The 20,993-nt window shown below is 67.7% G+C and carries 20 protein-coding genes and 1 pseudogene; 10 read left to right on the forward strand and 11 right to left on the reverse strand.

What is annotated here, in order from left to right; all coding sequences use genetic code 11:
• Window positions 1-35: 35 nt before the first annotated feature.
• Entirely contained in the window at window positions 36-653 is a 618-nt protein-coding gene (locus tag OQ789_RS05525) for a TetR family transcriptional regulator (protein WP_324684020.1), read from the forward strand.
• Here OQ789_RS05525 and OQ789_RS05530 read toward each other — a convergent pair.
• Entirely contained in the window at window positions 641-1,132 is a 492-nt protein-coding gene (locus tag OQ789_RS05530) for a cupin domain-containing protein (protein ID WP_324684021.1), read from the reverse strand. The two genes, OQ789_RS05525 and OQ789_RS05530, sit on opposite strands and share 13 nt — an antisense overlap.
• Before the next feature lie 29 nt (window positions 1,133-1,161).
• On the opposite strand from OQ789_RS05530, the gene OQ789_RS05535 reads away from it, so the two are divergent.
• The 3 genes from OQ789_RS05535 (at window position 1,162) to OQ789_RS05545 (ending at window position 4,671) form a co-directional block, all read left to right on the forward strand.
• Entirely contained in the window at window positions 1,162-1,860 is a 699-nt protein-coding gene (locus OQ789_RS05535) for a M24 family metallopeptidase (protein WP_324684023.1), read from the forward strand.
• Window positions 1,861-2,036: 176 nt separating this feature from the next.
• Window positions 2,037-3,662 carry a chaperonin GroEL gene (gene groL, locus OQ789_RS05540; RefSeq protein WP_007768358.1) on the forward strand — a complete coding sequence of 542 codons (1,626 nt, stop codon included), beginning with the start codon at window positions 2,037-2,039 and terminating at the stop codon, window positions 3,660-3,662.
• A gap of 181 nt (window positions 3,663-3,843) precedes the next feature.
• Entirely contained in the window at window positions 3,844-4,671 is an 828-nt protein-coding gene (locus OQ789_RS05545; RefSeq protein ID WP_324684026.1) for an SDR family oxidoreductase, read from the forward strand.
• On the opposite strand, the gene OQ789_RS05550 is transcribed toward OQ789_RS05545, so the two are convergent.
• The 4 genes and pseudogenes from OQ789_RS05550 to OQ789_RS05565 all read right to left on the reverse strand — a co-directional run bounded on the left by OQ789_RS05550 (window position 4,660) and on the right by OQ789_RS05565 (window position 8,029).
• The gene (locus OQ789_RS05550; protein WP_324684028.1) at window positions 4,660-5,220 is read right to left on the reverse strand and encodes a carboxymuconolactone decarboxylase family protein; all 561 of its coding nucleotides are present in this window, start codon (window positions 5,218-5,220) and stop codon (window positions 4,660-4,662) included. The genes OQ789_RS05545 and OQ789_RS05550 overlap by 12 nt on opposite strands.
• An 18-nt stretch (window positions 5,221-5,238) precedes the next feature.
• A complete protein-coding gene (locus OQ789_RS05555) occupies window positions 5,239-5,634 on the reverse strand; it encodes a pyridoxamine 5'-phosphate oxidase family protein (RefSeq protein WP_324684029.1) in 396 nt (131 codons plus the stop codon).
• Between the two features lie 86 nt (window positions 5,635-5,720).
• A pseudogene (locus OQ789_RS05560) lies at window positions 5,721-6,260 on the reverse strand (PPE family protein); the annotation flags it as partial.
• Between the two features lie 38 nt (window positions 6,261-6,298).
• Window positions 6,299-8,029, reverse strand: coding sequence for an N-acyl-D-amino-acid deacylase family protein (locus tag OQ789_RS05565; protein WP_324684031.1), 1,731 nt, complete (start codon window positions 8,027-8,029; stop codon window positions 6,299-6,301).
• Window positions 8,030-8,076: 47 nt separating this feature from the next.
• Here OQ789_RS05565 and OQ789_RS05570 point away from each other — a divergent pair, with 47 nt between their 5' ends.
• The 3 genes from OQ789_RS05570 to OQ789_RS05580 are packed head-to-tail and all read left to right on the forward strand — an operon-like array spanning window position 8,077 to window position 9,875.
• Entirely contained in the window at window positions 8,077-8,469 is a 393-nt protein-coding gene (locus OQ789_RS05570) for a VOC family protein (RefSeq protein WP_324684032.1), read from the forward strand.
• A gap of 10 nt (window positions 8,470-8,479) precedes the next feature.
• On the forward strand, window positions 8,480-8,992 hold the full coding sequence (locus OQ789_RS05575; RefSeq protein ID WP_324684034.1) for a mycothiol transferase: 513 nt from the start codon (window positions 8,480-8,482) through the stop codon (window positions 8,990-8,992).
• Between the two features lie 10 nt (window positions 8,993-9,002).
• Window positions 9,003-9,875, forward strand: coding sequence for a hypothetical protein (locus tag OQ789_RS05580; RefSeq protein WP_324684035.1), 873 nt, complete (start codon window positions 9,003-9,005; stop codon window positions 9,873-9,875).
• Here the strand turns inward: OQ789_RS05580 and OQ789_RS05585 are convergent.
• On the reverse strand, window positions 9,862-11,589 hold the full coding sequence (locus OQ789_RS05585; protein ID WP_324684036.1) for a cytochrome c biogenesis protein DipZ: 1,728 nt from the start codon (window positions 11,587-11,589) through the stop codon (window positions 9,862-9,864). The two genes, OQ789_RS05580 and OQ789_RS05585, sit on opposite strands and share 14 nt — an antisense overlap.
• 121 nt (window positions 11,590-11,710) lie before the next feature.
• Here OQ789_RS05585 and OQ789_RS05590 point away from each other — a divergent pair, with 121 nt between their 5' ends.
• The 3 genes from OQ789_RS05590 (at window position 11,711) to OQ789_RS05600 (ending at window position 15,954) form a co-directional block, all read left to right on the forward strand.
• On the forward strand, window positions 11,711-12,397 hold the full coding sequence (locus OQ789_RS05590) for a TetR family transcriptional regulator (RefSeq protein ID WP_324684038.1): 687 nt from the start codon (window positions 11,711-11,713) through the stop codon (window positions 12,395-12,397).
• Between the two features lie 81 nt (window positions 12,398-12,478).
• Window positions 12,479-13,027, forward strand: a complete 549-nt coding sequence (locus OQ789_RS05595; RefSeq protein ID WP_324684039.1) for an MmpS family transport accessory protein — start codon at window positions 12,479-12,481, stop codon at window positions 13,025-13,027.
• Window positions 13,024-15,954, forward strand: coding sequence for an MMPL family transporter (locus OQ789_RS05600; protein WP_324684040.1), 2,931 nt, complete (start codon window positions 13,024-13,026; stop codon window positions 15,952-15,954). The genes OQ789_RS05595 and OQ789_RS05600 overlap by 4 nt, the downstream gene beginning before the upstream one ends.
• Before the next feature lie 93 nt (window positions 15,955-16,047).
• Here OQ789_RS05600 and OQ789_RS05605 read toward each other — a convergent pair whose 3' ends face one another.
• The 5 genes from OQ789_RS05605 to OQ789_RS05625 all read right to left on the reverse strand — a co-directional run bounded on the left by OQ789_RS05605 (window position 16,048) and on the right by OQ789_RS05625 (window position 20,954).
• Window positions 16,048-16,500, reverse strand: coding sequence for a DUF5078 domain-containing protein (locus tag OQ789_RS05605; protein WP_324684042.1), 453 nt, complete (start codon window positions 16,498-16,500; stop codon window positions 16,048-16,050).
• A 73-nt stretch (window positions 16,501-16,573) separates the two neighbouring features.
• A complete protein-coding gene (locus tag OQ789_RS05610) occupies window positions 16,574-17,491 on the reverse strand; it encodes a crotonase/enoyl-CoA hydratase family protein (RefSeq protein ID WP_324684044.1) in 918 nt (305 codons plus the stop codon).
• A 7-nt stretch (window positions 17,492-17,498) separates the two neighbouring features.
• On the reverse strand, window positions 17,499-17,810 hold the full coding sequence (locus OQ789_RS05615; protein ID WP_324684045.1) for a hypothetical protein: 312 nt from the start codon (window positions 17,808-17,810) through the stop codon (window positions 17,499-17,501).
• Window positions 17,811-17,838: 28 nt separating this feature from the next.
• Entirely contained in the window at window positions 17,839-18,909 is a 1,071-nt protein-coding gene (locus OQ789_RS05620) for a YncE family protein (RefSeq protein WP_324684046.1), read from the reverse strand.
• Window positions 18,906-20,954, reverse strand: a complete 2,049-nt coding sequence (locus OQ789_RS05625) for a prolyl oligopeptidase family protein (RefSeq protein WP_324684048.1) — start codon at window positions 20,952-20,954, stop codon at window positions 18,906-18,908. Before OQ789_RS05625 ends, OQ789_RS05620 begins: the two co-directional genes overlap by 4 nt.
• Between the last annotated feature and the right edge of the window lie 39 nt (window positions 20,955-20,993).

The raw sequence follows: 20,993 nt of genomic DNA on the forward strand, positions 1-20,993 counted from the left end.
ATAAAGTCTCAACGCAAGAGGAAATTCACGGTAGGATGAAACTCGTGGTGAAACGGCAAGCGCTTACTCCCGGTCCGCGTGATGAACGCGGGGTGCTCGCGGCGCAGATCGCCGCCGCGGCCCGCGATGAATTCGCCGAACACGGCTGGGCCGGCACGACTATCCGGGCGGTCGCCCGCGCGGCCGACGTCGATCCGGCGCTCGTTTACCACTACTTCGGGTCCAAGGAAGGTTTGTTGGACGCGGCGACGAACCCGCCGCCAAAGTTCCTGGACGACGTCGCCAAGGTCTGGACCGCGCCGCGCGATCGGCTCGGCGCCGCATTGATCACCCTCTTGCTGGCGACCTGGGCCGACGACGAGGTCGGGCCGATCCTGCGCGCCATCCTGCAGACCGCCGCGCACGAACCGTCCACGCGCGACAAGCTGCGACGCATCGTGGAGGGCAGCCTGATGGGGATCTCGGAACTGGGCAGCGACGAGCGGGACCGCCTGATCCGCAGTGGCCTCGTCTCGTCACAGATGATGGGCTTCGCGTTAATGCGCTATGTCTGGAAGATCGAGCCGGTCGCGTCGATGCCGGATGCGGAGGCCATCGCCGCGATCGCCCCCAACCTGCAGCGTTATGTCGATGGTGACCTTCAGACCCAATAGTTGTCGTGGCGGACGAACCACTCCCGGCGCTCGTCGTCGGTCATGTCGGCCAGCGCCGCGAAGCCCTCGAAGTAGGCCTCGCGCGGCGCGCCGGGTGCGAACAGCATCAGAACCGACGCCGGCTTGTCCGCCTCGTTGCGAAAACCGTGCACGCCCCCGGGCGGGACGTACAGGAAGTCGCCCTGGCGCCCGTCCGCCCACTGCCTGCCGTCGTACAGCTTCATCGTTCCGGACAGGACGAAGAACGCCTCGGACATCGCGCGGTGGAAGTGCGCCGGGGGCCCGCCGCCGGCCGGGGCGATGTCCACCCGGTAGAGGCCGTAGTCGCCCGCGGTGTCGTGCTGGTTGGCCAGGTAGTGGTATTTCACCCCGGACGTCTCGTAGTCGGCCGGCTCGTCGGCCCTCTTGATCCAGGCGCTGATCTCCGGTCCGTCCCCGGTGTATCGGGCGGGCGGGTAGGGCGGCACGACGAGCGACATGGTTCCAGTGTGCGCATAGCATCGCCGGTGTGGAGCGATCGACCGCCGAAGATGTTCGCGTGCAACGGCTGCGCGATGCCGAACGCAAAGCCGCGCAACTGTTCGACGAGGTCGAGCGGCGGGCCATGATCCGCCCCGGGCTGGCGGAGAAGGAACTGTCCGACCAGATTCACGACTTGGCCGGCGAGATGTTCGGGGTGACCCGGCACTGGCACCGGCGGATCGTGCGGGCCGGGGAGAACACGCTGCAGCCGTTTCAGGAGCGTCCGCCGGATCGGGTGATCGTCGACGACGACATCGTCTTCCTGGACCTGGGTCCGATCTTCGAGGAGTGGGAGGCCGACTTCGGGCGGACCTTCGTGCTCGGCGACGACCCGCACAAGGCCGCCCTGCGCGACGCCCTGCCGCGCGTGTGGGCGGCCGGCCGCGACCACTTCGCCGATCACCCCGGGGTCACCGGCGCCGAGCTGTTCGACCACGTGGTCGGGGTGGCGCGCGCCGAGGGCTTCGAGTGGGGCAGCCGCATCGCGGGCCACCTGATCGGCGAATTCCCGCACAAGAAGATCGCCGGGCCCGGCGTCGAGTGGTACATCATGCCCGGATCGGACAAGCCGATGCGCCGCACCGATCCGCGCGGCCGCACCTGCCACTGGATCCTCGAGATCCATCTGGTCGATCGCCCGCGTGGCTTCGGCGGCTTCTACGAGCAGCTGCTCGACCTGCCGTGATTTCTTGCACTCGACATAGGCGAGTGCTAAGAATGACGTTGGCACTCACGACCAGTGAGTGCTAGGTCGGGACGGTGAGGCTAGGGCCGCGACAAGCGGAAGACACCCTGCCGTCCGTCGCGGGCACTGCACCCGGCCAGAACGTGTCATCCCCAATACGGAGGAATCACTTCGCAATGGCCAAGACAATTGCGTATGACGAAGAGGCCCGTCGCGGCCTCGAGCGGGGGCTCAACGCCCTCGCCGACGCGGTAAAGGTGACGCTGGGTCCCAAGGGCCGCAACGTCGTCCTGGAGAAGAAGTGGGGCGCCCCCACGATCACCAACGATGGTGTGTCCATCGCCAAGGAGATCGAGCTGGAGGACCCCTACGAGAAGATCGGCGCCGAGCTGGTCAAGGAAGTCGCCAAGAAGACCGACGACGTTGCCGGTGACGGCACGACGACGGCCACGGTTCTGGCCCAGGCGCTGGTCCGCGAGGGCCTGCGCAACGTCGCGGCCGGCGCCAACCCGCTGGGTCTGAAGCGCGGCATCGAGAAGGCCGTCGAGAAGGTCACCGAGACCCTGCTCAAGTCGGCCAAAGAGGTCGAGACCAAGGACCAGATCGCTGCCACCGCGGCCATCTCGGCGGGTGACCAGTCGATCGGCGACCTCATCGCCGAGGCGATGGACAAGGTCGGCAACGAGGGCGTCATCACCGTCGAGGAGTCCAACACCTTCGGCCTGCAGCTCGAGCTCACCGAGGGCATGCGGTTCGACAAGGGATACATCTCGGGCTACTTCGTCACCGACGCCGAGCGTCAGGAAGCCGTCCTCGAGGACCCCTTCATCCTGCTGGTCAGCTCCAAGGTGTCGACGGTCAAGGACCTGCTCCCGCTGCTGGAGAAGGTCATCCAGGCCGGCAAGCCGCTGCTGATCATCGCCGAGGACGTCGAGGGCGAGGCTTTGAGCACCCTGGTCGTCAACAAGATCCGCGGCACCTTCAAGTCGGTGGCCGTCAAAGCCCCCGGCTTCGGTGACCGCCGCAAGGCGATGCTGCAGGACATGGCCATCCTCACCGGTGGTCAGGTCATCAGCGAAGAGGTCGGGCTGTCGCTGGAAAGCGCCGACGTCGCCCTGCTGGGTAAGGCCCGCAAGGTCGTCGTCACCAAGGACGAGACCACCATCGTCGAGGGCGCCGGTGACTCCGACGCCATCGCCGGCCGGGTGGCCCAGATCCGCAGCGAGATCGAGAACAGCGACTCCGACTACGACCGCGAGAAGCTGCAGGAGCGCCTGGCCAAGCTGGCCGGCGGTGTTGCGGTGATCAAGGCCGGGGCCGCCACCGAGGTCGAGCTCAAGGAGCGCAAGCACCGCATCGAGGACGCGGTGCGCAACGCCAAGGCCGCCGTCGAGGAGGGCATCGTCGCCGGTGGTGGCGTGGCCCTGCTGCACGCGACCCCGTCGCTGGACGAGCTGAAGCTGACCGGTGACGAGGCGACCGGCGCCAACATCGTCCGGGTGGCGCTCGAGGCTCCGCTGAAGCAGATCGCCTTCAACGGTGGTCTGGAGCCCGGCGTGGTGGCCGAGAAGGTCCGCAACTCGCCCGCCGGTACCGGCCTGAACGCCGCCACCGGTGAGTACGAGGACCTGCTCAAGGCCGGCGTCGCCGACCCGGTGAAGGTGACCCGTTCGGCGCTGCAGAACGCGGCGTCCATCGCGGGGCTGTTCCTCACCACCGAGGCGGTCGTCGCCGACAAGCCGGAGAAGGCGGCCGCACCCGCGGGCGACCCGACCGGTGGCATGGGCGGTATGGACTTCTAAGTCCACGACTCACTACGGGAAAGCCCGGCCCTGACAAGGGGCCGGGCTTTTTCGTGCGTTCAGCCAACCTTCGTCGAGCGTCACGCCAGCGTGGCCCTCGACGCCGACCGTCACGCCAGCGTGGCCCTCGACGCCGACCGTCGCGCCAGCGTGACGCTCGGCGACCGGTAGGTTCAACGGCATGGCGCTTCCGACTCCCTCACCCACCAGCACCGCCGTGGTGACTGGCGCGTCGTCGGGCATCGGCGCCGACATCGCGCGCGAGTTGGCCGACCGCGGCCACGGCGTCACGCTGGTCGCCCGCCGCGAAGACCGGCTGCGCGAGCTCGCCGGCGAGCTCGCCGGTCGCGGTGTGCACGTGGAGGTGATCGCGTGCGACGTCGCGGACGCCGCCGCCCGCGCCGGCCTGTTCGACGAGGTCGGGCGGCGGGGGCTGACCGCCGACATCCTGGTCAACAACGCCGGCATCGGCACCATGGGCTCGGTGGTGAAACGGCCGGTCGCCGACGAGATCGCGCAGGTGCGGGTCAACGTCGAGGCCGTCATCGACCTGACCACCCGCGCGGTCCAGCAGATGGTGCCGCGCGGCCGCGGCGCGATCCTCAACGTCGGATCCACCGCCGGCTACCAACCCTTCCCCGGGCAGGTGGGGTACGCGGCCACCAAGGCGTTCGTCAACAACTACACCCAGGGGCTGCGCGGCGAACTCGCCGGCACCGGGGTCACCGTCGCGCTGTTGTGTCCGGGTCCGGTGCGCACCGAGTTCGTCAAGAGCGCCGGCATGGACGAGCGAGACTTCGCGGACGCGTTCCCGAAGTTCATGTGGAAGCCGTCGCGTCAGGTGGCGCGTGCCGGGGTCGACGCGCTCGACCACGACCGCGGAACCGTCATCCCCGGGCTACCCAGCCAGATCAGCACCCGCCTGTTCCAGTTCATGCCGCGGCGGCTGCTGTTGCCGCTGCTGAAAAACCAGCATCCGAGCCTGCGCCGGGACGCCTCAGCGCCCTGAGGGCCAGGGCCGCATCCAGCCCTCCACCGGAAGCGCGAGCGCGTTGCACAGCGTGCAGATGGTGCGGTACCAGCCCACCGCCGTGAGCAATTCGATGCGCTGCTCGTCGGTGAGGAAGCGCCCCAGCGCTGTCCAGGTGGCCTCCGACCACGAGCCGCTGCGCTCCAGTTCGTCCACCGCCCCGATCAGCGCCCGCTCGTCCGGGCTCCACCGCGGGTCGTCGGGGCCGCCGGTGACCAGCGCGTCGCACTCGTCGTCGCTGACGCCGGTGATCGGGCCCCAGAACGCCGCCTGCCCGCCCCACTCGTACCGGCAGCGCAGGAGCGCGCAGCTGCGCAGAATGGCGATGGTCCGCGTGCGGCCCGGCAAAAGGGCTGAGACATACAGGGATTCGCCGAGCTTGCGCAGGCGCGAGGCCAGCGCCGGATGGCGCTGCAGGCAACGCACCAGCAGCAGCGGCTCGTAGGTGCGGTCGGGGTGACCCCAGCTGTTGATGCCGGCGGCATCTTCTTCGCTCCACGGCGGGGCGAGCGGTGCGACACGGCTCACGGACCAGACTGTACGGCCTCAGGCCGGTAGCGAGAACACGACGCAGTCGTGCAGGCAGCCCTTGGCCGCGTCGGGGGAGTCGGCGTCACGATGCAGCAGCGCGCGGGTGACGACGACGGTCAGGCGGGCGGTCTTTGCCCCGGCGTCGGTCAGTTCCGCCGTGCCGTCGACGATCAGCGAGTAGCCGCCGGGTGCGGCGGGCGGCCACAGCAGGGTCACGTCGGGCCGCCGGGCCAGGTTGTCGCGGGTTCGCCCGCCGATGAGTCCGACGTCGAGAACGGCCTCGCGCAGGTGCGGCTCGACCGTCACGGTGTGCGCCCGGTATTCGTCGTCGACGGTGATCAGATACGCGTATGGATAGTCGGCCAGCGCGTGGGCCAGGGCCGCGAGATCGACCTTCTTCTTGGTGCGCATGGCCTACCAGGATAGGCGCCGCACTTCACCGACGGCCGGGTTCAGGCGGGGGCGGCGGGGCGTGTGACGGCGGTGGCGGCGCCGGAGACGCCCAGGTTCTTCAGCACCTGATTCCAGGGCGGCAACTTGGCCACGGCCGCCGACGCGTCGGCGTGATAGCCGAACATCGCCGCCACGTCCGCGGCCCACATCTGCTCGTAGGCGGCCTCGATGTCGGCGATGGCCGGGGTGTTTTGACCCAGGTGATTGTTTGCCGCCAACGCCGAAACCAGGGCGCGGTTGGCCGCCACCACAGCGGGCTGCACCGTGGCCGCGAGCGCTTCCTCGAACGCGGACGCGACGGCCGAGGCCTGGTGCGACACTTGTTCGGCCTGCGCGGCCGCCGTGCTGAGCCAGTTCACATAGTGACTGGCCACCGACATCATGGCCGTCGACGACTCGCCCTGCCATGACCCGCTGGCCAGATTCGCCGTCACCGAAGAAAACGACGACGCCGACGATGCCAACTCCTCGGCCAGGCCGTCCCACGCCTTCGCGGCAGCAAGCAGCGGCCCGGGACCAGGACCGGAGAAAATTAATGCCGAGTTGACTTCCGGCGGCAACCACGCAAAATGCGGGTTCGTCACCGACACAACTTAACCGGGACACCCCGGCCCTGGTGGCGTTATTGCGAGGCTGCGGGGATGGGCCGGCGCCCGCGCACCAACTTCCCCGGCCGGGCGTCGGTGGGGACCCCGTTTTCGGCGATCACTTCCCCGGCAACGACGGTGGCAACATACCCTTCGGCGGTTTGGTCCAGGCGTCGTCCGCCGGCGGGTAGGTCGTAGCTGATGATCGGCCGGTGCAGCCGCAGGGCCGCGTGGTCGATGACGTTGAGATCGGCCTTGAACCCGACCGCGATCCGGCCCCGGTCGCCCAGCCCGGCGACGCGGGCAGGCACCGATGTCAGCTCGCGAACCGCCTCGGGCACCGTGAACCGTCCGGCCTTGCGATCGCGTGCCCAGTGCGTCAGGAAGTACGTCGAGTAGCTGGCATCGCAGATCATCCCGTAGTGCGCGCCGCCGTCGCCGAGCCCGAGCACCACGTCGTCGCGGTGCAGCAGCTCCCCGACGGTGTCCAGCGAATTGTTTTGCAGGTTGCTCATCGCGACCAGCAGCATGGCGCGGCCGTCATCGTCCAACAGCCGGTCGTAGGCCTCCTCCATCGGATCCACGCCGCGGGCGCGGGCGCGGGCCCCGATGCTGGTGGACGGGTCGGGCTCGTAGTCGGGGTCGTCGCCCAGCGGGAAGATCCAATCCCACATCTGGGTGACAATGAGGATCGGGTGTCCCTGGCCGGGCTTGTCGGCCAGGATCCGGGCGCGGACCTCGGGTTTGCGCATCTCGGCGACGCGCTCGGCCAGCGGCAGGTCGGCGATCTCGCGGTAGCTGGGGTAGAGCACGAACGGGTTGGCGGACAGTTGCAGGCCCATGATCATCCCGATCGGGCGCGGCAGCAGCTGGGCGCTGATGTCGCCCCCGGCCGCGTTGGCCTTCTCGACCATGTTGATGGCGTCCGGCCAGGTCGGGTCGCCGGCGTTGCCCACCACCAGCGTGAAGGTGACAGGCAGACCCACATCTGCGGCGACGTCGAACACGGTCTGCAGCACCGGCTCGTAGCTGCCGGCCGGTATGTCCGGCACGAACTGCAGCAAGCCGCCGCCGGCGTCGACCATGCCCCTGGCGATCTCCTCGATCTCCTCGCGCGCGGCTTCGTAGCTGGGGATCGGCGAGCCGCTCTCGGTCTTGTGAATGGTCAGCCGCGACGATGCAAAACCAAGAGCGCCAATCTCGATCGCCTCCTTGGCCAGCGCGCGCATCTTGGCGAGGTCCTCGGCGGTGGCCGCCTCGCGGGCGGCCCCACGCTGACCCATTACGTAAACCCGCAGCGGCGAGTGCGGCAGGTAGGCGGCCACATCGATATCACGTCTGCCGGCGTCCAGCGCATCCATGTATTCGGGGAACGTCTCCCACGTCCACGGCAGGCCGTCGGTCATGACGACCCCGGGAATGTCCTCGACGCCGGCCATCACGTCGACCAGCACGTCGTGGTCGGACTGGCGGCAGGGCGCGAAACCCACTCCGCAGTTGCCCATCACCACCGTCGTCACCCCGTGCGCCGAGGACGGGGTCAGGCGCTCCGACCAGATGGACTGGCCGTCGTAGTGGGTGTGCAGGTCGACGAAGCCGGGCGTGACCAGCAGCCCGGTGGCGTCGATCTCCCGCGCCGCCGTCGCCCCGTTGATCGCGCCGACCGCTGTGATGACACCGTCTTTCACGGCCACGTCACCGACGTACGGCTCACCCCCCAGCCCGTCGACGATGGTGCCTCTGCGGATGATGAGGTCGTAAGTCATCCAAACAATCTACGACCGTGTCGGCGGGTGGTGCCAGGATTGGTCGCATGATCGACCACTTGGGAATCAACTGCGCCGACTACCCGAAATCCCAGAAGTTCTACGACACGGTCCTTGGCGTTCTCGGCTACTCGCGACAGCTGGATTTCGGCGTGGCCATTGGCTACGGGCGTGACGGCAGGCCGGACTTCTGGATCGCAGACATCGCCGCGGGTGACGCCAATGGTCCCAACCGGGAAGTCCACATCGCCTTCCACGCCGCCGACGAAGCCGCGGTCCACTCCTTTCACGACGCCGCGGTCAGGCTGGGAGCCGAGTCGCTGCACGCCCCGCGACTGTGGCCGGAGTACCACTCTCCTGTTTTGGGAGGCTATTTCGGCGCCTTCGTGCGCGACCCCGACGGCAACAACGTCGAAGCGGTCTGGCACGGCCTCCCGTAGGGTCGCGGATATGGCCAGCGCCGACGATGCCGCACGGGAACTGCTCCGCGACGCGTTCACCCGGTTGATCGAGCACGTGGATCAGATCACCGAAGGGTTGACCGACGAGCAGTCCGGCTACCGGCCGGCCCCGAGCGCCAACAGCATCGCGTGGCTGCTCTGGCACAGCGCCCGGGTGCAGGACATCCAGCTGGCCGGCATCGCGGGTGTCGAGCAGGTGTGGTTCCGCGACGGCTGGGTGGACCGGTTCGGACTGGACCTGCCGCGCAACGACACCGGCTACGGGCACGGACCCGACGATGTGGCCAAGGTGAAGGCGCCCGCGGATCTGCTGTCCGGTTACTACCACGCGGTACATCGGCTCACCCTCGAATACGTCGCCGGCGTCACCGCCGGGGAGCTGACCCGCGTCGTGGACACCAACTGGGATCCGCCGGTGACGGCCAGCGCGCGATTGGTGAGCATCATCGACGACTGCGCCCAGCACCTCGGGCAGGCCGCGTTCGTGCGGGGGATTGCGTAGATTCGCAAGCGTGCGATTCGCGGCGACTGTGCTGTTGTGGCTCATCACCACGCTCGCGCTGGCGGTCGCGGTCCCCGCGGCGTGGACACAGCTCAATGTCGTCGACGCCGACGGCTACGCCGCGCTGGCCCGGCACGCGGCCGCGGATCCGGCGCTGCAGTCTGCCATGGCGTCCGAATTAACCGCGCGGGCAATGACTCTCATCGCCCAGCATGGCGGGGACCGCTCCGCGGCCGCGGATTCCGAGGTGCGCGAGGCCGCCCGAAACTTCACCGCGGGCCCTGCGTTTCCACCGCTGTTCGCCCAGGCGAACCGGGCGGCGCACGACTGGCTGTTCCACGACCCGGGGGCCACCGGCGGCGACGACCAGTGGGCGGTGGATGTGGCGCCGATGCTCGACGACGGCTCGATCCGGCCGCTGCTCGACTGCCACAACGTGGCGGTGCCCGCCAAACTTATTGTCCCGCTGACTGTTTCGTTGCCGCCATCGATGCGACAGGGACGGCTGAGCCGGCTGTCCAGCTGGGGCCCGTGGGTGAGCGCGGGTGCGGCGGTGCTGTGCGGTGTCTGCGCTCTGCTCACGGTGGCGGCCGCGCGCCGGCGCGGCAAGGCGCTGAGCAGCCTGGGTGTCTCGGCGCTGCTGGTCGGTGCGAGCGGGTGGGCGGCCATCGAGCTCGCCGGCCGCTACGTCAACGATGCGCTGAATCACACCACCGGCAACGTCCGCCAGGTCGCCGAGGCAATGATCGGACACGCCGAAGCCGTTGTGCACCAATGGCTCAACTGGACGTTGCTCGCCGGCGCCGCCTTAGTCGTATTCGGGGTGATCGTCGCGATGCTGGGAAGCCTCGCGAAGAAGTCGGGAGCCGCTAACCGAACGTGAACGAGAACACCTGTAATCCCTTGCTGACCCGCATGTCCAGCTGGTCGCGGTGTGCGGAGTCGTCGGCGACGATCCGGTGCAATGTGGGCGCTCCGCCGATCGGGGTCGTGGTGGTCTTGCCGTCCCGGGATACGGTGATCGTCCCGTTGCCGCCGACCACGGCGTAGACATCTTTGGCGGTGTAGTTGAGCCGGACGGCGCAGTCGTCGCCGTCCGCCGTGGCGCCCTGGTCGTCGACGGTCCAGCGCCCGCGCAGAGCGAACTTGTCGGCGGCGAGGTTCGGCGGGAGGCTCAACGTGCCGGACTTGTAATCGCCGCCGCCGCCATAGTTTCCGGACTTGCCGGCACCCAGGTAGGTCTCTGGGGTCAGCCTGGTCTGCGGCGTCAGATCGGCGGTGTTGGTGGGCGCGGGCAGATGGATGCCGGGATGGGCGTCGAGAAGGAGCTTGCGGATCAGCCCCTCGGTGTCGTCGTAGTCGCCCTCGCCGAACTTGGTATGGCGCACTTCGCCTTTCGCGTCGATCAGGTACTCGGCCGGCCAATATAGGTTGTCGAAGTTGTTCCACGTCGCGTAGTCGTTGTCCAGGGCGACCGGATAGGTGATGTGCAGGTCGGCGGCGCCGGCGGCCACGTTGGCGGGAACCCTTTCGAAGGCGTACTCGGGGGTGTGCACGCCGATGACGAGAAACCCGCTATCGCGGTACCGGTTGTACCACTCGACAACGTGCGGGATGGCCCGCTGGCAGTTGATGCACGAGTAGGCCCAGAAGTCGATCAGGATCACCTTGCCGCGTACCGATTCGGGGTCGAGCGGCTTGCCGTCCGGGGTGTTGAGCCACCCGGTGAGGCCGGTGAGAGCGGGGGCCGGTCCGCACTGTTGCAGCCCGGCGGAGACGCCCGCGCACGCGCTCAGGGTGCCGTCGGCGGCGGCGCCGGGCGGGCTCAGCCGCAGCCCGCTGCCCCGGTTCGGCTGCCCGGCGGCCGGGCCCAGGCTGTGCTGGATGTTGTTGGCGCCCAATTTGTTCTGCATCGCCGTCGTGTAGTCGGGGACGGCGCGCTGCAGCGTCGCGGGCAGGTTGAACACCAGCGCCACGGCCAGCACGATCATCGCGACCCCGCCGGCGATCTGAATTGCGCGCTGCCGGCGCCGGAATGCGGACACCCGGTCGGCGACGCGCTGCCCGGCCACCGCGAAGGCCAGCAGCGGCAGCGCGTTGCCAAGGGCGAACGCCGCGGTCAACACGAGCACGCCCGGCCCGATCGACGACGTCCCGCCGGCCACCACGATGGCGGCCAGCACTGGGCCCGCGCACGGGACGTAGAGGGCGCCCAACGTCAATCCCAGGACGAAACCGTTTGCCCCCAAGCCTATTTGACGCTGCGGGAGATACGCGAACGGTCGCTCGATCAGGTGCTGCACCGGCGGGAAGATCAGGCCCAGGCCGATCAGGGTCAACACCACCAGCGCGGCCCACCGGATGGCGTCCTGCGGCAGGTGCAGTGCCGAGAGCAGCGCGGAGCCGAGCAACGTGGCCAAGCTGAAGCTGCACACCAGGCCTGCTATTACCAGGTATGGTCGCGCCGCTGAACTCGCGCCGCGACCGCCGGTGGTGTCCATGCCGGACAGCAAAATCACCGGAAGCACCGGCAGGATGCACGGCGAGATGCCGGTGATCAGCCCGCCGAGCAACCCGATCAGGGCGATGGTCTGCACGGGCTACTCGGAGGGGCGCGCTGGGCGCCGGACGATGGGCATGGTTCCACGTTTACCTGCTTTGGCGACGACAAGTGGCGCAGCGCAAATCACGCGCCGTGCGTTATGCAAATCACACGATGTGCGTTACGCTCGGCCGGTGGCGCAACTAACATTCCAGCGCGCCCGCACTGAGGAAAAGAAGCGCCAACGTGCGGAGGCCCTCGTGGAAGCCGCACGGTCGCTGGCGATGGAAACGGGCGTCGCGTCGGTCACGCTGACCGCGGTCGCCAGCCGAGCCGGAATTCACTACTCTGCGGTGCGCCGCTACTTCACCTCGCACAAAGAAGTCCTGCTGCATCTGTCCGCGGAGGGCTGGGTGAGATGGTCGAATACCGTGTCGGAGAAGCTGGCTGAGCCCGGGGCGAAGTCACCCTCGCGCATCGCCGAGACACTGGCCGAAGCCCTGGCCGACGACCCGTTGTTCTGCGACCTGCTGGCCAACCTGCACCTGCACCTGGAACACGAGGTGGACGCGGAGCGGGTCATCGAGGTCAGGCGGATCAGCACCGCGGCCACAGTCTCGCTTGCCGATGCGATCGGCAGCGCGCTGCCCGAACTCGGACGATCGGGCTCGCTCGACATCTTGCTGGCCGCGTATTCGCTGGCGGCCACGCTGTGGCAGGTCGCGAACCCGCCGGAACAGCTGACCGACGTCTACGCCGAGGAGCCGGAAGTGGTTCCGCCCGAATGGAATCTGGACTTCGCGTCCGCCCTCACCCGCCTGCTGACGGCCACCTGCATCGGCCTCATCGCGGAATCCGCATGAACTCAGAAAGGAGGCGGGAGCGCTGTGGCTTGGCGAACTGCAACCGGTGAACACGCCCATGGTGGAGGACTTGAAGCGCCCATGACGACGACTGAGCCAAGGACCGAGCCGCTGAGGAAGCAGGGCTCCGCCGGCAGCGAGGGCAACAAGGTCGCCCCGCGGCGCGCCACGAAAAAGGGGCTGGTGGGGCGTTTCTGGTTGGTGCTCACGATCGTGGCCGTCGTCGCGCTCTCGGGATTCGTGGTGTACCGGCTGCACGGCGTCTTCGGCGTTCACCGCGGTTCGTTCGGTGGCGGCACGTCGGGCGAGGTCCTCGATGAGTTCAACGCCAAGACGATCACCCTCGAGGTCTGGGGCTCACCCGGCAGCACGGCGACCATCAACTACCTAGACGAAAACTCCCATCCGCAGCAGGCCCTGAATGTGCCCTTGCCCTGGAGCAAAGTATTGAGTTCAACAAAGCCCGGCATCCCGGCAAACCTGGTGGCACAAGGAGACGGCAGTTGGATTGCTTGCCGATTCGTCGTGAACAACCACGACGGGCACGGTGACGTCATCAAGGCTCCGAATCGCTCGCCCTCCAACGAAACGGTCAATGCCTTCGTCTACTGCCTGGACAAGTCGGCATGAGCGAGACAAGCGAGGCCCCGCCGCGCGTCGACCAACCGCTGATCCCGCCGTTCCTGCCGCGGATGATCCACCGGCTGGCGCTGCCGATCGTCCTGGTGTGGTTAGGCATCGTCTTCGTCACCAACACCGTGGCGCCTCAGCTGGAGGTCGTCGCCAAGACCCACTCGGTGTCGATGAGTCCGACTGACGCGGCATCGTTCCAGTCGATGATGCACATCGGATCGAAGTTCAAGGAGTTCGACTCCGACGCCTCGGCGATGATCCTGCTGGAAGGAGACAAGCCGCTGGGGACGGAGGCGCACCGCTACTACGACGAGATCGTCAGGCGAGTCGAGCAGGACAAGAAACACGTTCAGCACGTCCAGGATTTCTGGAGTGATCCGCTGACCGCGGCGGGCTCCCAGAGCCACGACCAAAAGGCCGCGTACGTCCAGGTTTACCTCGTCGGCAACATGGGCGGCGGGAAGGCGAACGAGTCTTCCGCGGCCCTCCGCAAGATCGTCGACTCGGTGCCCGCGCCGCCGGGAATCAAGGCCTACGTCACCGGCCCGGGTCCACTGTTCGCCGACCAGTCCCACGCGGGCGAGAAGGGCGTCGCGAAAGTCACCCTGGTCACCTTCGCCGTGATTATCGTGATGCTGCTGTTTGTGTACCGCTCGATCAGCACCGTTCTGATCATGCTGGCGATGGTCTTCATCGAGCTGGCAGCGGCCCGCGGCGTCGTCGCGACTCTCGGTAACTACGGGGTCATGGGGCTGTCGACCTTCGCCAACAACATGCTGGTGCTCATGGCGATCGCCGCCGGGACGGACTACGCGATCTTTGTGGTCGGCCGCTACCACGAAGCGCGCGGTTTGGGCGAGTCGCGCGAACAAGCGTTCTACACCATGTTCCACAGCACCGCGCATGTCGTGCTCGGGTCGGGACTGACCATCGCCGGCGCGATGTACTGCTTGAGCTTCTGCCGGTTGCCCTATTTCGAGTCGCTGGGCGTCCCTTGTGCCGTCGGCATGCTGATCGCGGTCCTCGCGGCCTTGACGCTGGCCCCGGCGGTGCTGACAGTGGCCAGCTTTTTCAAGCTGCTGGACCCGAAGCGAAAGCTCCAAACGCGGGGCTGGCGTCGCATCGGCACGGCCGTTGTCCGCTGGCCCGCACCGGTTCTCGCGGTGACCATCGCGGTCGCATTGGTTGGTCTGCTCGCCCTGCCCGGTTACAAGACGGACTACGACAACCGCCACTTCCTGCCGGAGGACACCCCGGCCAATATCGGTTATGCCGCCGCGGACCGGCATTTCGACCAGGCTCGGCTCAATCCTGAGCTGCTGATGATCGAGACCGATCACGACCTACGTAATCCGGCCGATTTCCTGGTCCTGGACAAGGTCGCCAAGGCAATCTTTCACATCCCCGGTATCGGCCGGGTGCAGACCATCACCCGCCCTTTGGGCACGCCACTCGACCACAGCACCCTCGGGTTTCAGATGGGCGCGCAGGCCGCGGCGCGGCTCCAGACCCAGCACTACCAAGACGAGCAGGCGAACAACCTGCTCAAGCAAGCCGACGAGCTGCGCAAGACGATGGCAACGCTGCACGAGCAGATGCAGGTCACCCAGGACCTCAGCAATACGACGCACGAAACCACCAGGCTCACCAAAGAAACCGTGAAGATCACCGAGGCATTGCGGGACGACATCGCCAACTTCGACGACTTCTTGCGGCCGATTCGTAGCTACTTCTACTGGGAGAAGCACTGCTACGACATTCCGGTCTGCTGGGCACTCCGGTCGGTCTTCAATGCACTCGATGGCATCGACCAGGTGGCCCAGAACATCGTGGAACTCAGCGCGAATCTGGACAAGCTGGACAAGATTCAGCCGAAGCTGGTGGCGCTGATACCACCACAGATCGAGAGCCAGCAGCACAACCTCGACACCATCATGTCGAACTACGCGACCACCATGGGTCTCAACGCTCAGGCGAAAGCGCAGGCCGACAACGCCACCGCCCAGGGTGATGCCTTCGATAAAGCGAAGAACGACGACACGTTCTACCTTCCGCCGGAGGCGTTCAAGAGTCCGGATTTTGCGCGGGGTCTCAAACAGTTCATCTCGCCGGACGGGCACGCTGTCCGGTTGATCATCTCGCATGAAGGCGACCCGGCCAGTCCGGAAGGCATCAGCCACATCGGACCGATCAAGCAGGCCGTGCACGAGGCGATCAAGGGCACCCCCTGGGAGGGCGCCAAGGTCTACCTCGGCGGCACCGCCGCGTCGTACAAGGACATGCACGACGGCTCCGACATTGACCTGATGATCGCCGGAATCGCCGCGGCCACTTTGATTTTCGTCATCATGCTGGTGATCACCCGAAGCCTCGTGGCGGCCGTCGTGATCGTCGGTACGGTGTTGCTGTCGCTGGGCGCCTCATTCGGACTTTCCGTGCTCTTATGGCAGTACATCCTGGGCATGAGGTTGCACTGGATGGTGCTGGCGATGGCGATCATCCTGCTGCTGGCGGTCGGCTCGGACTACAACCTGCTCCTGATATCGCGGTTCAAGGAGGAAATTCACGCCGGCCTCAAGACGGGGACGATCCGCGCGATGGCCGGTTCCGGCTCGGTGGTGACCTCCGCCGGTCTGGTGTTCGCCGCCACCATGGCCACGTTCATGTTCAGCCCGCTGCTGGTGATGGCCCAGGTGGGTACGACGATCGCGCTGGGTTTGTTGTTCGACACCTTGATCGTCCGGTCGTTCATGACGCCGTCGATGGCCACCCTGCTCGGGCGCTGGTTCTGGTGGCCGCAGCACGTGCGTCCGCGGCCGGCCAGCACCATGCTGCGGCCATACGGACCGCGTCCCGCCGTGCGCGAGCTGATCCGCAACGGCGTTGACGAGCGCCCGGCGGGTGGAGTGGTACAACCGCGCTGATCCGGCCCGACCGGTGCGCGGCGGCGCTCTAGTGAGGAACGCGCACTACTGAGGAACGCGCACGCCGCGGCGGCGCTGCCAGAGAGTTGCGGCTTACGCCCAGTTCCAGACCGACATGTCGCCGGGCGGGTACTGGTTGCAGATGTCGGTGGCCTTCGCGACGACGCCCTTGTTGTTGAAGAAGATCTTCATGTGGTTGGGCCAGGCCACCCACAGCGGGTCGGACACGGGCGCGTAGAAGTTCTCGGAGTAGTTCCGGCGGTCCTGCGGTGACAGCGAGTAGAACCAGTGCGCCTTGTCGATGGTCGCCTGCTGGACGTTCGGGTGGTTGTTGAAGTCGATCATGTAGCGCTGGTAGTACACCGGGCTGGTGTCCCGGGATGCGGCGAGGATCTGCTCGGCGTCGCACGTGGTGTTGATCATGCGACGGGGGATCGGGAAGTCCTCCGTGGAATCGGCTACCGCGGTCGACGGGAAAATCGCAGCGGTAACACCCAGAGCAAGGAACGCGGCGCCTGCACGCAGGCCAGAACTCAGCCGAGACATGGTTGTTACGTTAACACTTTTTGGTCTGCCGGGAACAGTTTCCAGCTCACCGGCAGGATTTCGCTAGCGCATCTCAGTATCCGTCGCGATCAGGGACGATGACGTGCGCAGGATCGGGCCGCAGCTCCGGCGGGGCCTGGCTATAGTCCCCGAACGGGCCGTCGCGGCGCTCGACCGCTGCCCGCACTCCCTGCGTCTGCGCCGTCTCGATGAAGTCCAGCGCGTCGGGGGTGTTGCGCATCAGGCCGTCGAGGATGACCCCCAGGGTCTGGGTGGACGCCAGGCCCATGTTCTCGTAGGCCTGGTTGACGATCAGCTTCTGCGCCCGCAGCTGCGACAACGGGATCTGCGCCAGTTCGCCGGCGATCTCGGCGACGCGCGCCTCGAGCCGTTCGAACGGCACCGCCTCGTTGATCAGCTCGACCTCGGCGGCCTGGATGCCGGTCAGCGGCCGGCCGGTCAGTGAATGCCACTTCGCCTTGGCCAGGCTCAGCCGGTAGAGCCACATGCCGGTCAGGTACGCCCCCCACATCCGGCTGTACGGGGTGCCGATCACGGCGTCCTCGCTGGCGATGACGAGGTCGGCGCACAGCGCGTAGTCGCTGGCCCCGCCGACACACCAGCCGTGCACCTGGGCGATCACCGGCTTGGACGCCCGCCAGATGGCCATGAACTTCTGGCTCGGCGCGAGCTCGCGGGCGGTTGCCATGGCGAAATCCTTGCCCGGATCCCACTTCCCGTCGGTCATCATGTCCTCGCCCCAGTGCTGGAAGCCGCCCCCGAAGTCGTAGCCGGCCGAGAAGGCGCGGCCCGCGCCGCGCAGCACGATGACCTTGATGTCCCAGTCCCGTTCGGCGAGGCCGATGGCGGCCTCGATCTCGTCGGGCATCGGCGGCACGATGGTGTTGAGCTGCTCCGGACGGTTCAGCGTGATGGTGGCAACCGCGCCGGCCGTCCGGTAGAGCAGGGTCTGGAAGTCGCTGGCTGGCATGGCGTCCTTAACGGTCGGGCTGACGGTTCTCCGGCGAGGACGCGTAGATCCGGCCGCCGATCTTCAAATACGGCGTGGTGATGTAAGCCGAGAGGACGACGATGCCGGAGAACACCGCGGCCGCGAGGATCCCGTTCGGCCAGGGCCGGCCGGTCCCGAGCGCGAAGGACACGATGCCGATGATCGCGGTCGCCCAGTAGAACCGCCGGCCGGCGCGACGGTCCTTGACGAAGCGGTAGCGCGCCTGCGCCGCCGAGGCCAGGACGAAGATCAGTCCCGTCGCCAGCAGGGTGAGCTCGATGCGTTGAGTCGCGGACACCCTGACGATCTTAGGGGTGAGTCGGCGCTTAGAGGCCCGGCTCGACGACCTGGAGCACCCCGGCGGTGACGCCCGCGATGAACAGGTGCCCGGTCTGCGAATCCACCCCCACGCTGTATGGGTCCTGCACCGTCGGGATGCGCCGGATTTCCAGGGGGACCGCCCCGCTCACGTCGTAGCCGACGACCTCGTTGGTGCCCGAGGAGGCCACCCAGAGCCGGTCCCGCATCCCGTCGTAGGCGATGCCGTAGGGTCCGCCCGGCTGCCGGACGGCGGCGATCTCGCGGGGGGTCGGCAGCGGATCGAACACCCGGATGGCGTCGCCGCGGGTGTCGGCGGCGATCATCCGGCCGCGCCGGTCGGCGACCAGGTGGGTCGGCCCCGCGCCGGCCGGGGCCGACCCGATGATGGCAAGCCGCTGCGCGTCGTAGACCGTCAAGGTGTTGCGCCGCGCGTCCAGCATCCCGACGGCAGTTCCGGCTGCCGCAAGTCCGGCGGGCTGCACGCTGTCGGTGAAGAGCTTCACGACCTTGCCGTCGCGTACGGCGGCCACCGTCCCGCCCAGCTCGTTTCCGACGAAGACGGTGCCGTTGGACGCCGCCGCGGCATCGTGCGGCGACGTGCCGGTGAGGATCGGTGGCGATGCGGCGCCGCCCGGTAACCGCACTTCGACCAAGGCGTTTGCGCTTTCGACGGGCACCAGGATCGGACCGCCCGGGCCCGCCGATTCGACGTGGCGTGCCGAGCCGGGCAGCGGAGTGCGGCCGGCCACCTGCAGCGAGTCGGCGTTGAGCAGGACGAGCCGGTCGGGGTCGTGCGAGGCGACCGCCACGATGCGGGTCACCGGGTCGACGGCGACGCCTTCCGGACCGCCGGCGACCGGCACCAGCCGCCCCGGCGGTGGCCCGGCGGGCTGCGGCGCGCGCTGGGGTTCCGCCGCCGGCGGCAGGGTCGCGGCCGGCGGCCGGGACCCCTCGGTGGGCACACCCGCCGGCAGTAGGCCGGTAGTGGTTGCGGCGCTGGGAGATTGGGCCCCCTGGTGGCCGCACCCGACTGCGATGACCACCGCCAGCAGCGCCGCGGTCCCGCGCCGGTTCATGTCGTGCCGGCCGTCAGCATCTGCCAGAGGAAAGAGTAGGTCAGCGCCGACTTGAAGGCCACCTGCTCGTTGTCCGCCGCGCCGGCGTGCCCGCCTTCGATGTTCTCGTAATAGCACACCGGCTGGCCCGCGGCTTCGAGTGCCGCTGTCATCTTGCGGGCGTGTCCCGGATGCACGCGATCGTCGCGGGTGGAGGTTGTCATCAGCACCGGCGGGTAGCGGCGGGTGCTCGAAATGTTCTGGTAGGGCGAGTATTCGGAGATGAACTCCCAGTCATCGGGGTTGTCGGGGTCGCCGTATTCGGCGACCCACGACGCACCGGCCAGCAGCAGGTGGTAGCGCTTCATGTCCAGCAGGGGCACGCTGCACACCAACGCACCGAACCTCTCCGGGTACTTGGTCAACATGATGCCCATCAGCAGGCCACCGTTGCTCCCGCCCTGCGCCCCGAGCTGCGCGACGGTGGTGATGCCGCGGTGCACCAAATCGGTTGCCACGGCGGCGAAGTCCTCGGCCACCTTGTGACGTCCCGCGCGCATCGCCTGGGTGTGCCAGCCGGGGCCGTACTCGCCGCCGCCGCGGATATTGGCCAGCACGTAGGTGCCGCCGCGGGCCAGCCACAGCCGGCCCAGCACGCCGCTGTAGCCCGGCGTGTTGGACGACTCGAAGCCGCCGTAGCCGTAGAGCAGGGTAGGCGCCGGTGCGTCGGAAGCCTGTGGAGCGCCGGGCCGCACCACGAAATAGGGGATCGGGGTGCCGTCCTGCGACGCCACGAAATTCTGCTTCACACAGATGTTTTCGGCGTCAAAGAAGGACGGGGCGGACTTGACCGGTTCGAGCGTCCCGTCATCGGTTCCCCGCATCAGACGCGACGGCGAGTCGAATCCGCTGGAATCCAGGAAGAACTCGTCGCCGGTGTCGTCGGCGGAAACGATGACGGTGTTGGTCGCCGCCGGAATGCCGGCCACCTCCTCGCGCAGCCAGTCGCCGGGCGTGACGATCTCCACGCGGCTGGCCACGTCGGCCAAGGAGACGACCAGCAGTCGGTCGCGGGTCCACGCGTAGTGGTTGAGGGCGGTGTGCGCGTCGGGTTCGAATACGACTTGCAATTGCGCTGTGCCGGTGAGGAATTCCTCGTAGTTCGCCGCCAGCAGCGAACCGGCGGTGTAGGTGGCGTCGCCCAACGGCCAGTCGCTGCGCAACTCGATCAACAGCCACTCGCGGTGCAGGCTGACGCTGGCGTCGGTGGGCGTGTCGATGCGGATGAGTTCGGAGCCGCGCAGTTCGTAGACGATCTCGTTCCAGAAGTCCAGAGCCCGGCCGATCAGGGTGCGCTCGAAGCCGGGGATCCGGCTGGTGCTCGCCGTCACGTTGACGTCGGAACGCGCGCCCTCGAAGACCATCTCGGCGTCGGCGAGCGCGGTGCCACGTCGCCACCGTTTGACCACCCGCGGATAGCCGGAATCGGTGAGCGAGTCGGCGCCGAAGTCGGTGCCGACCAGCACGGTGTCCGGATCGGCCCAGCTGACCTGCGACTTGGCTTCGGGCAGCTCAAATCCGGCGTCAACGAATTCCCTTGTAGACATGTCGAATTCGCGCACGACGGAGGCGTCCGAGCCGCCGCGGGACAGGCTGACCAGGGCGCGGGTGTGTTCGGGATAGATGACGCCGGCGCCGGCCCACACCCAGTTCTCGCCGTCGGCACGGCCCAGCTCGTCGACGTCGATCAGCACGTCCCAGTCGGGGGAGTCGGTCCGGTAACTGTCCAGCGTGGTCCGCCGCCACAGCCCACGGGGGTTGGCCGCATCGCGCCAGAAGTTGTACAGGTACTCGCCCCGGCGCACCACGTACGGGATGCGGGCGTCGGTGTCGAGCACCTCGAGCGCCTCGGTGCGCATCCGTTCGAAATTCTCGTCGCGAAACCGCGCCAGCGTCGCCGCGTTACGCTCCCGCACCCAGTCCAGTGCCTCGTCGCCCGTGACGTCCTCGAGCCACAGGTAGGGATCTTCGTTGTGTCGGGCGGCGGACTGAGATTGCGACGTCATGGAAGCCATAGCAATCCATTGTGGCGCCGGCGGTACTGT

The organism is Mycobacterium sp. 94-17 (assembly GCF_035617725.1).
Taxonomy (GTDB): Bacteria; Actinomycetota; Actinomycetes; order Mycobacteriales; family Mycobacteriaceae; genus Mycobacterium.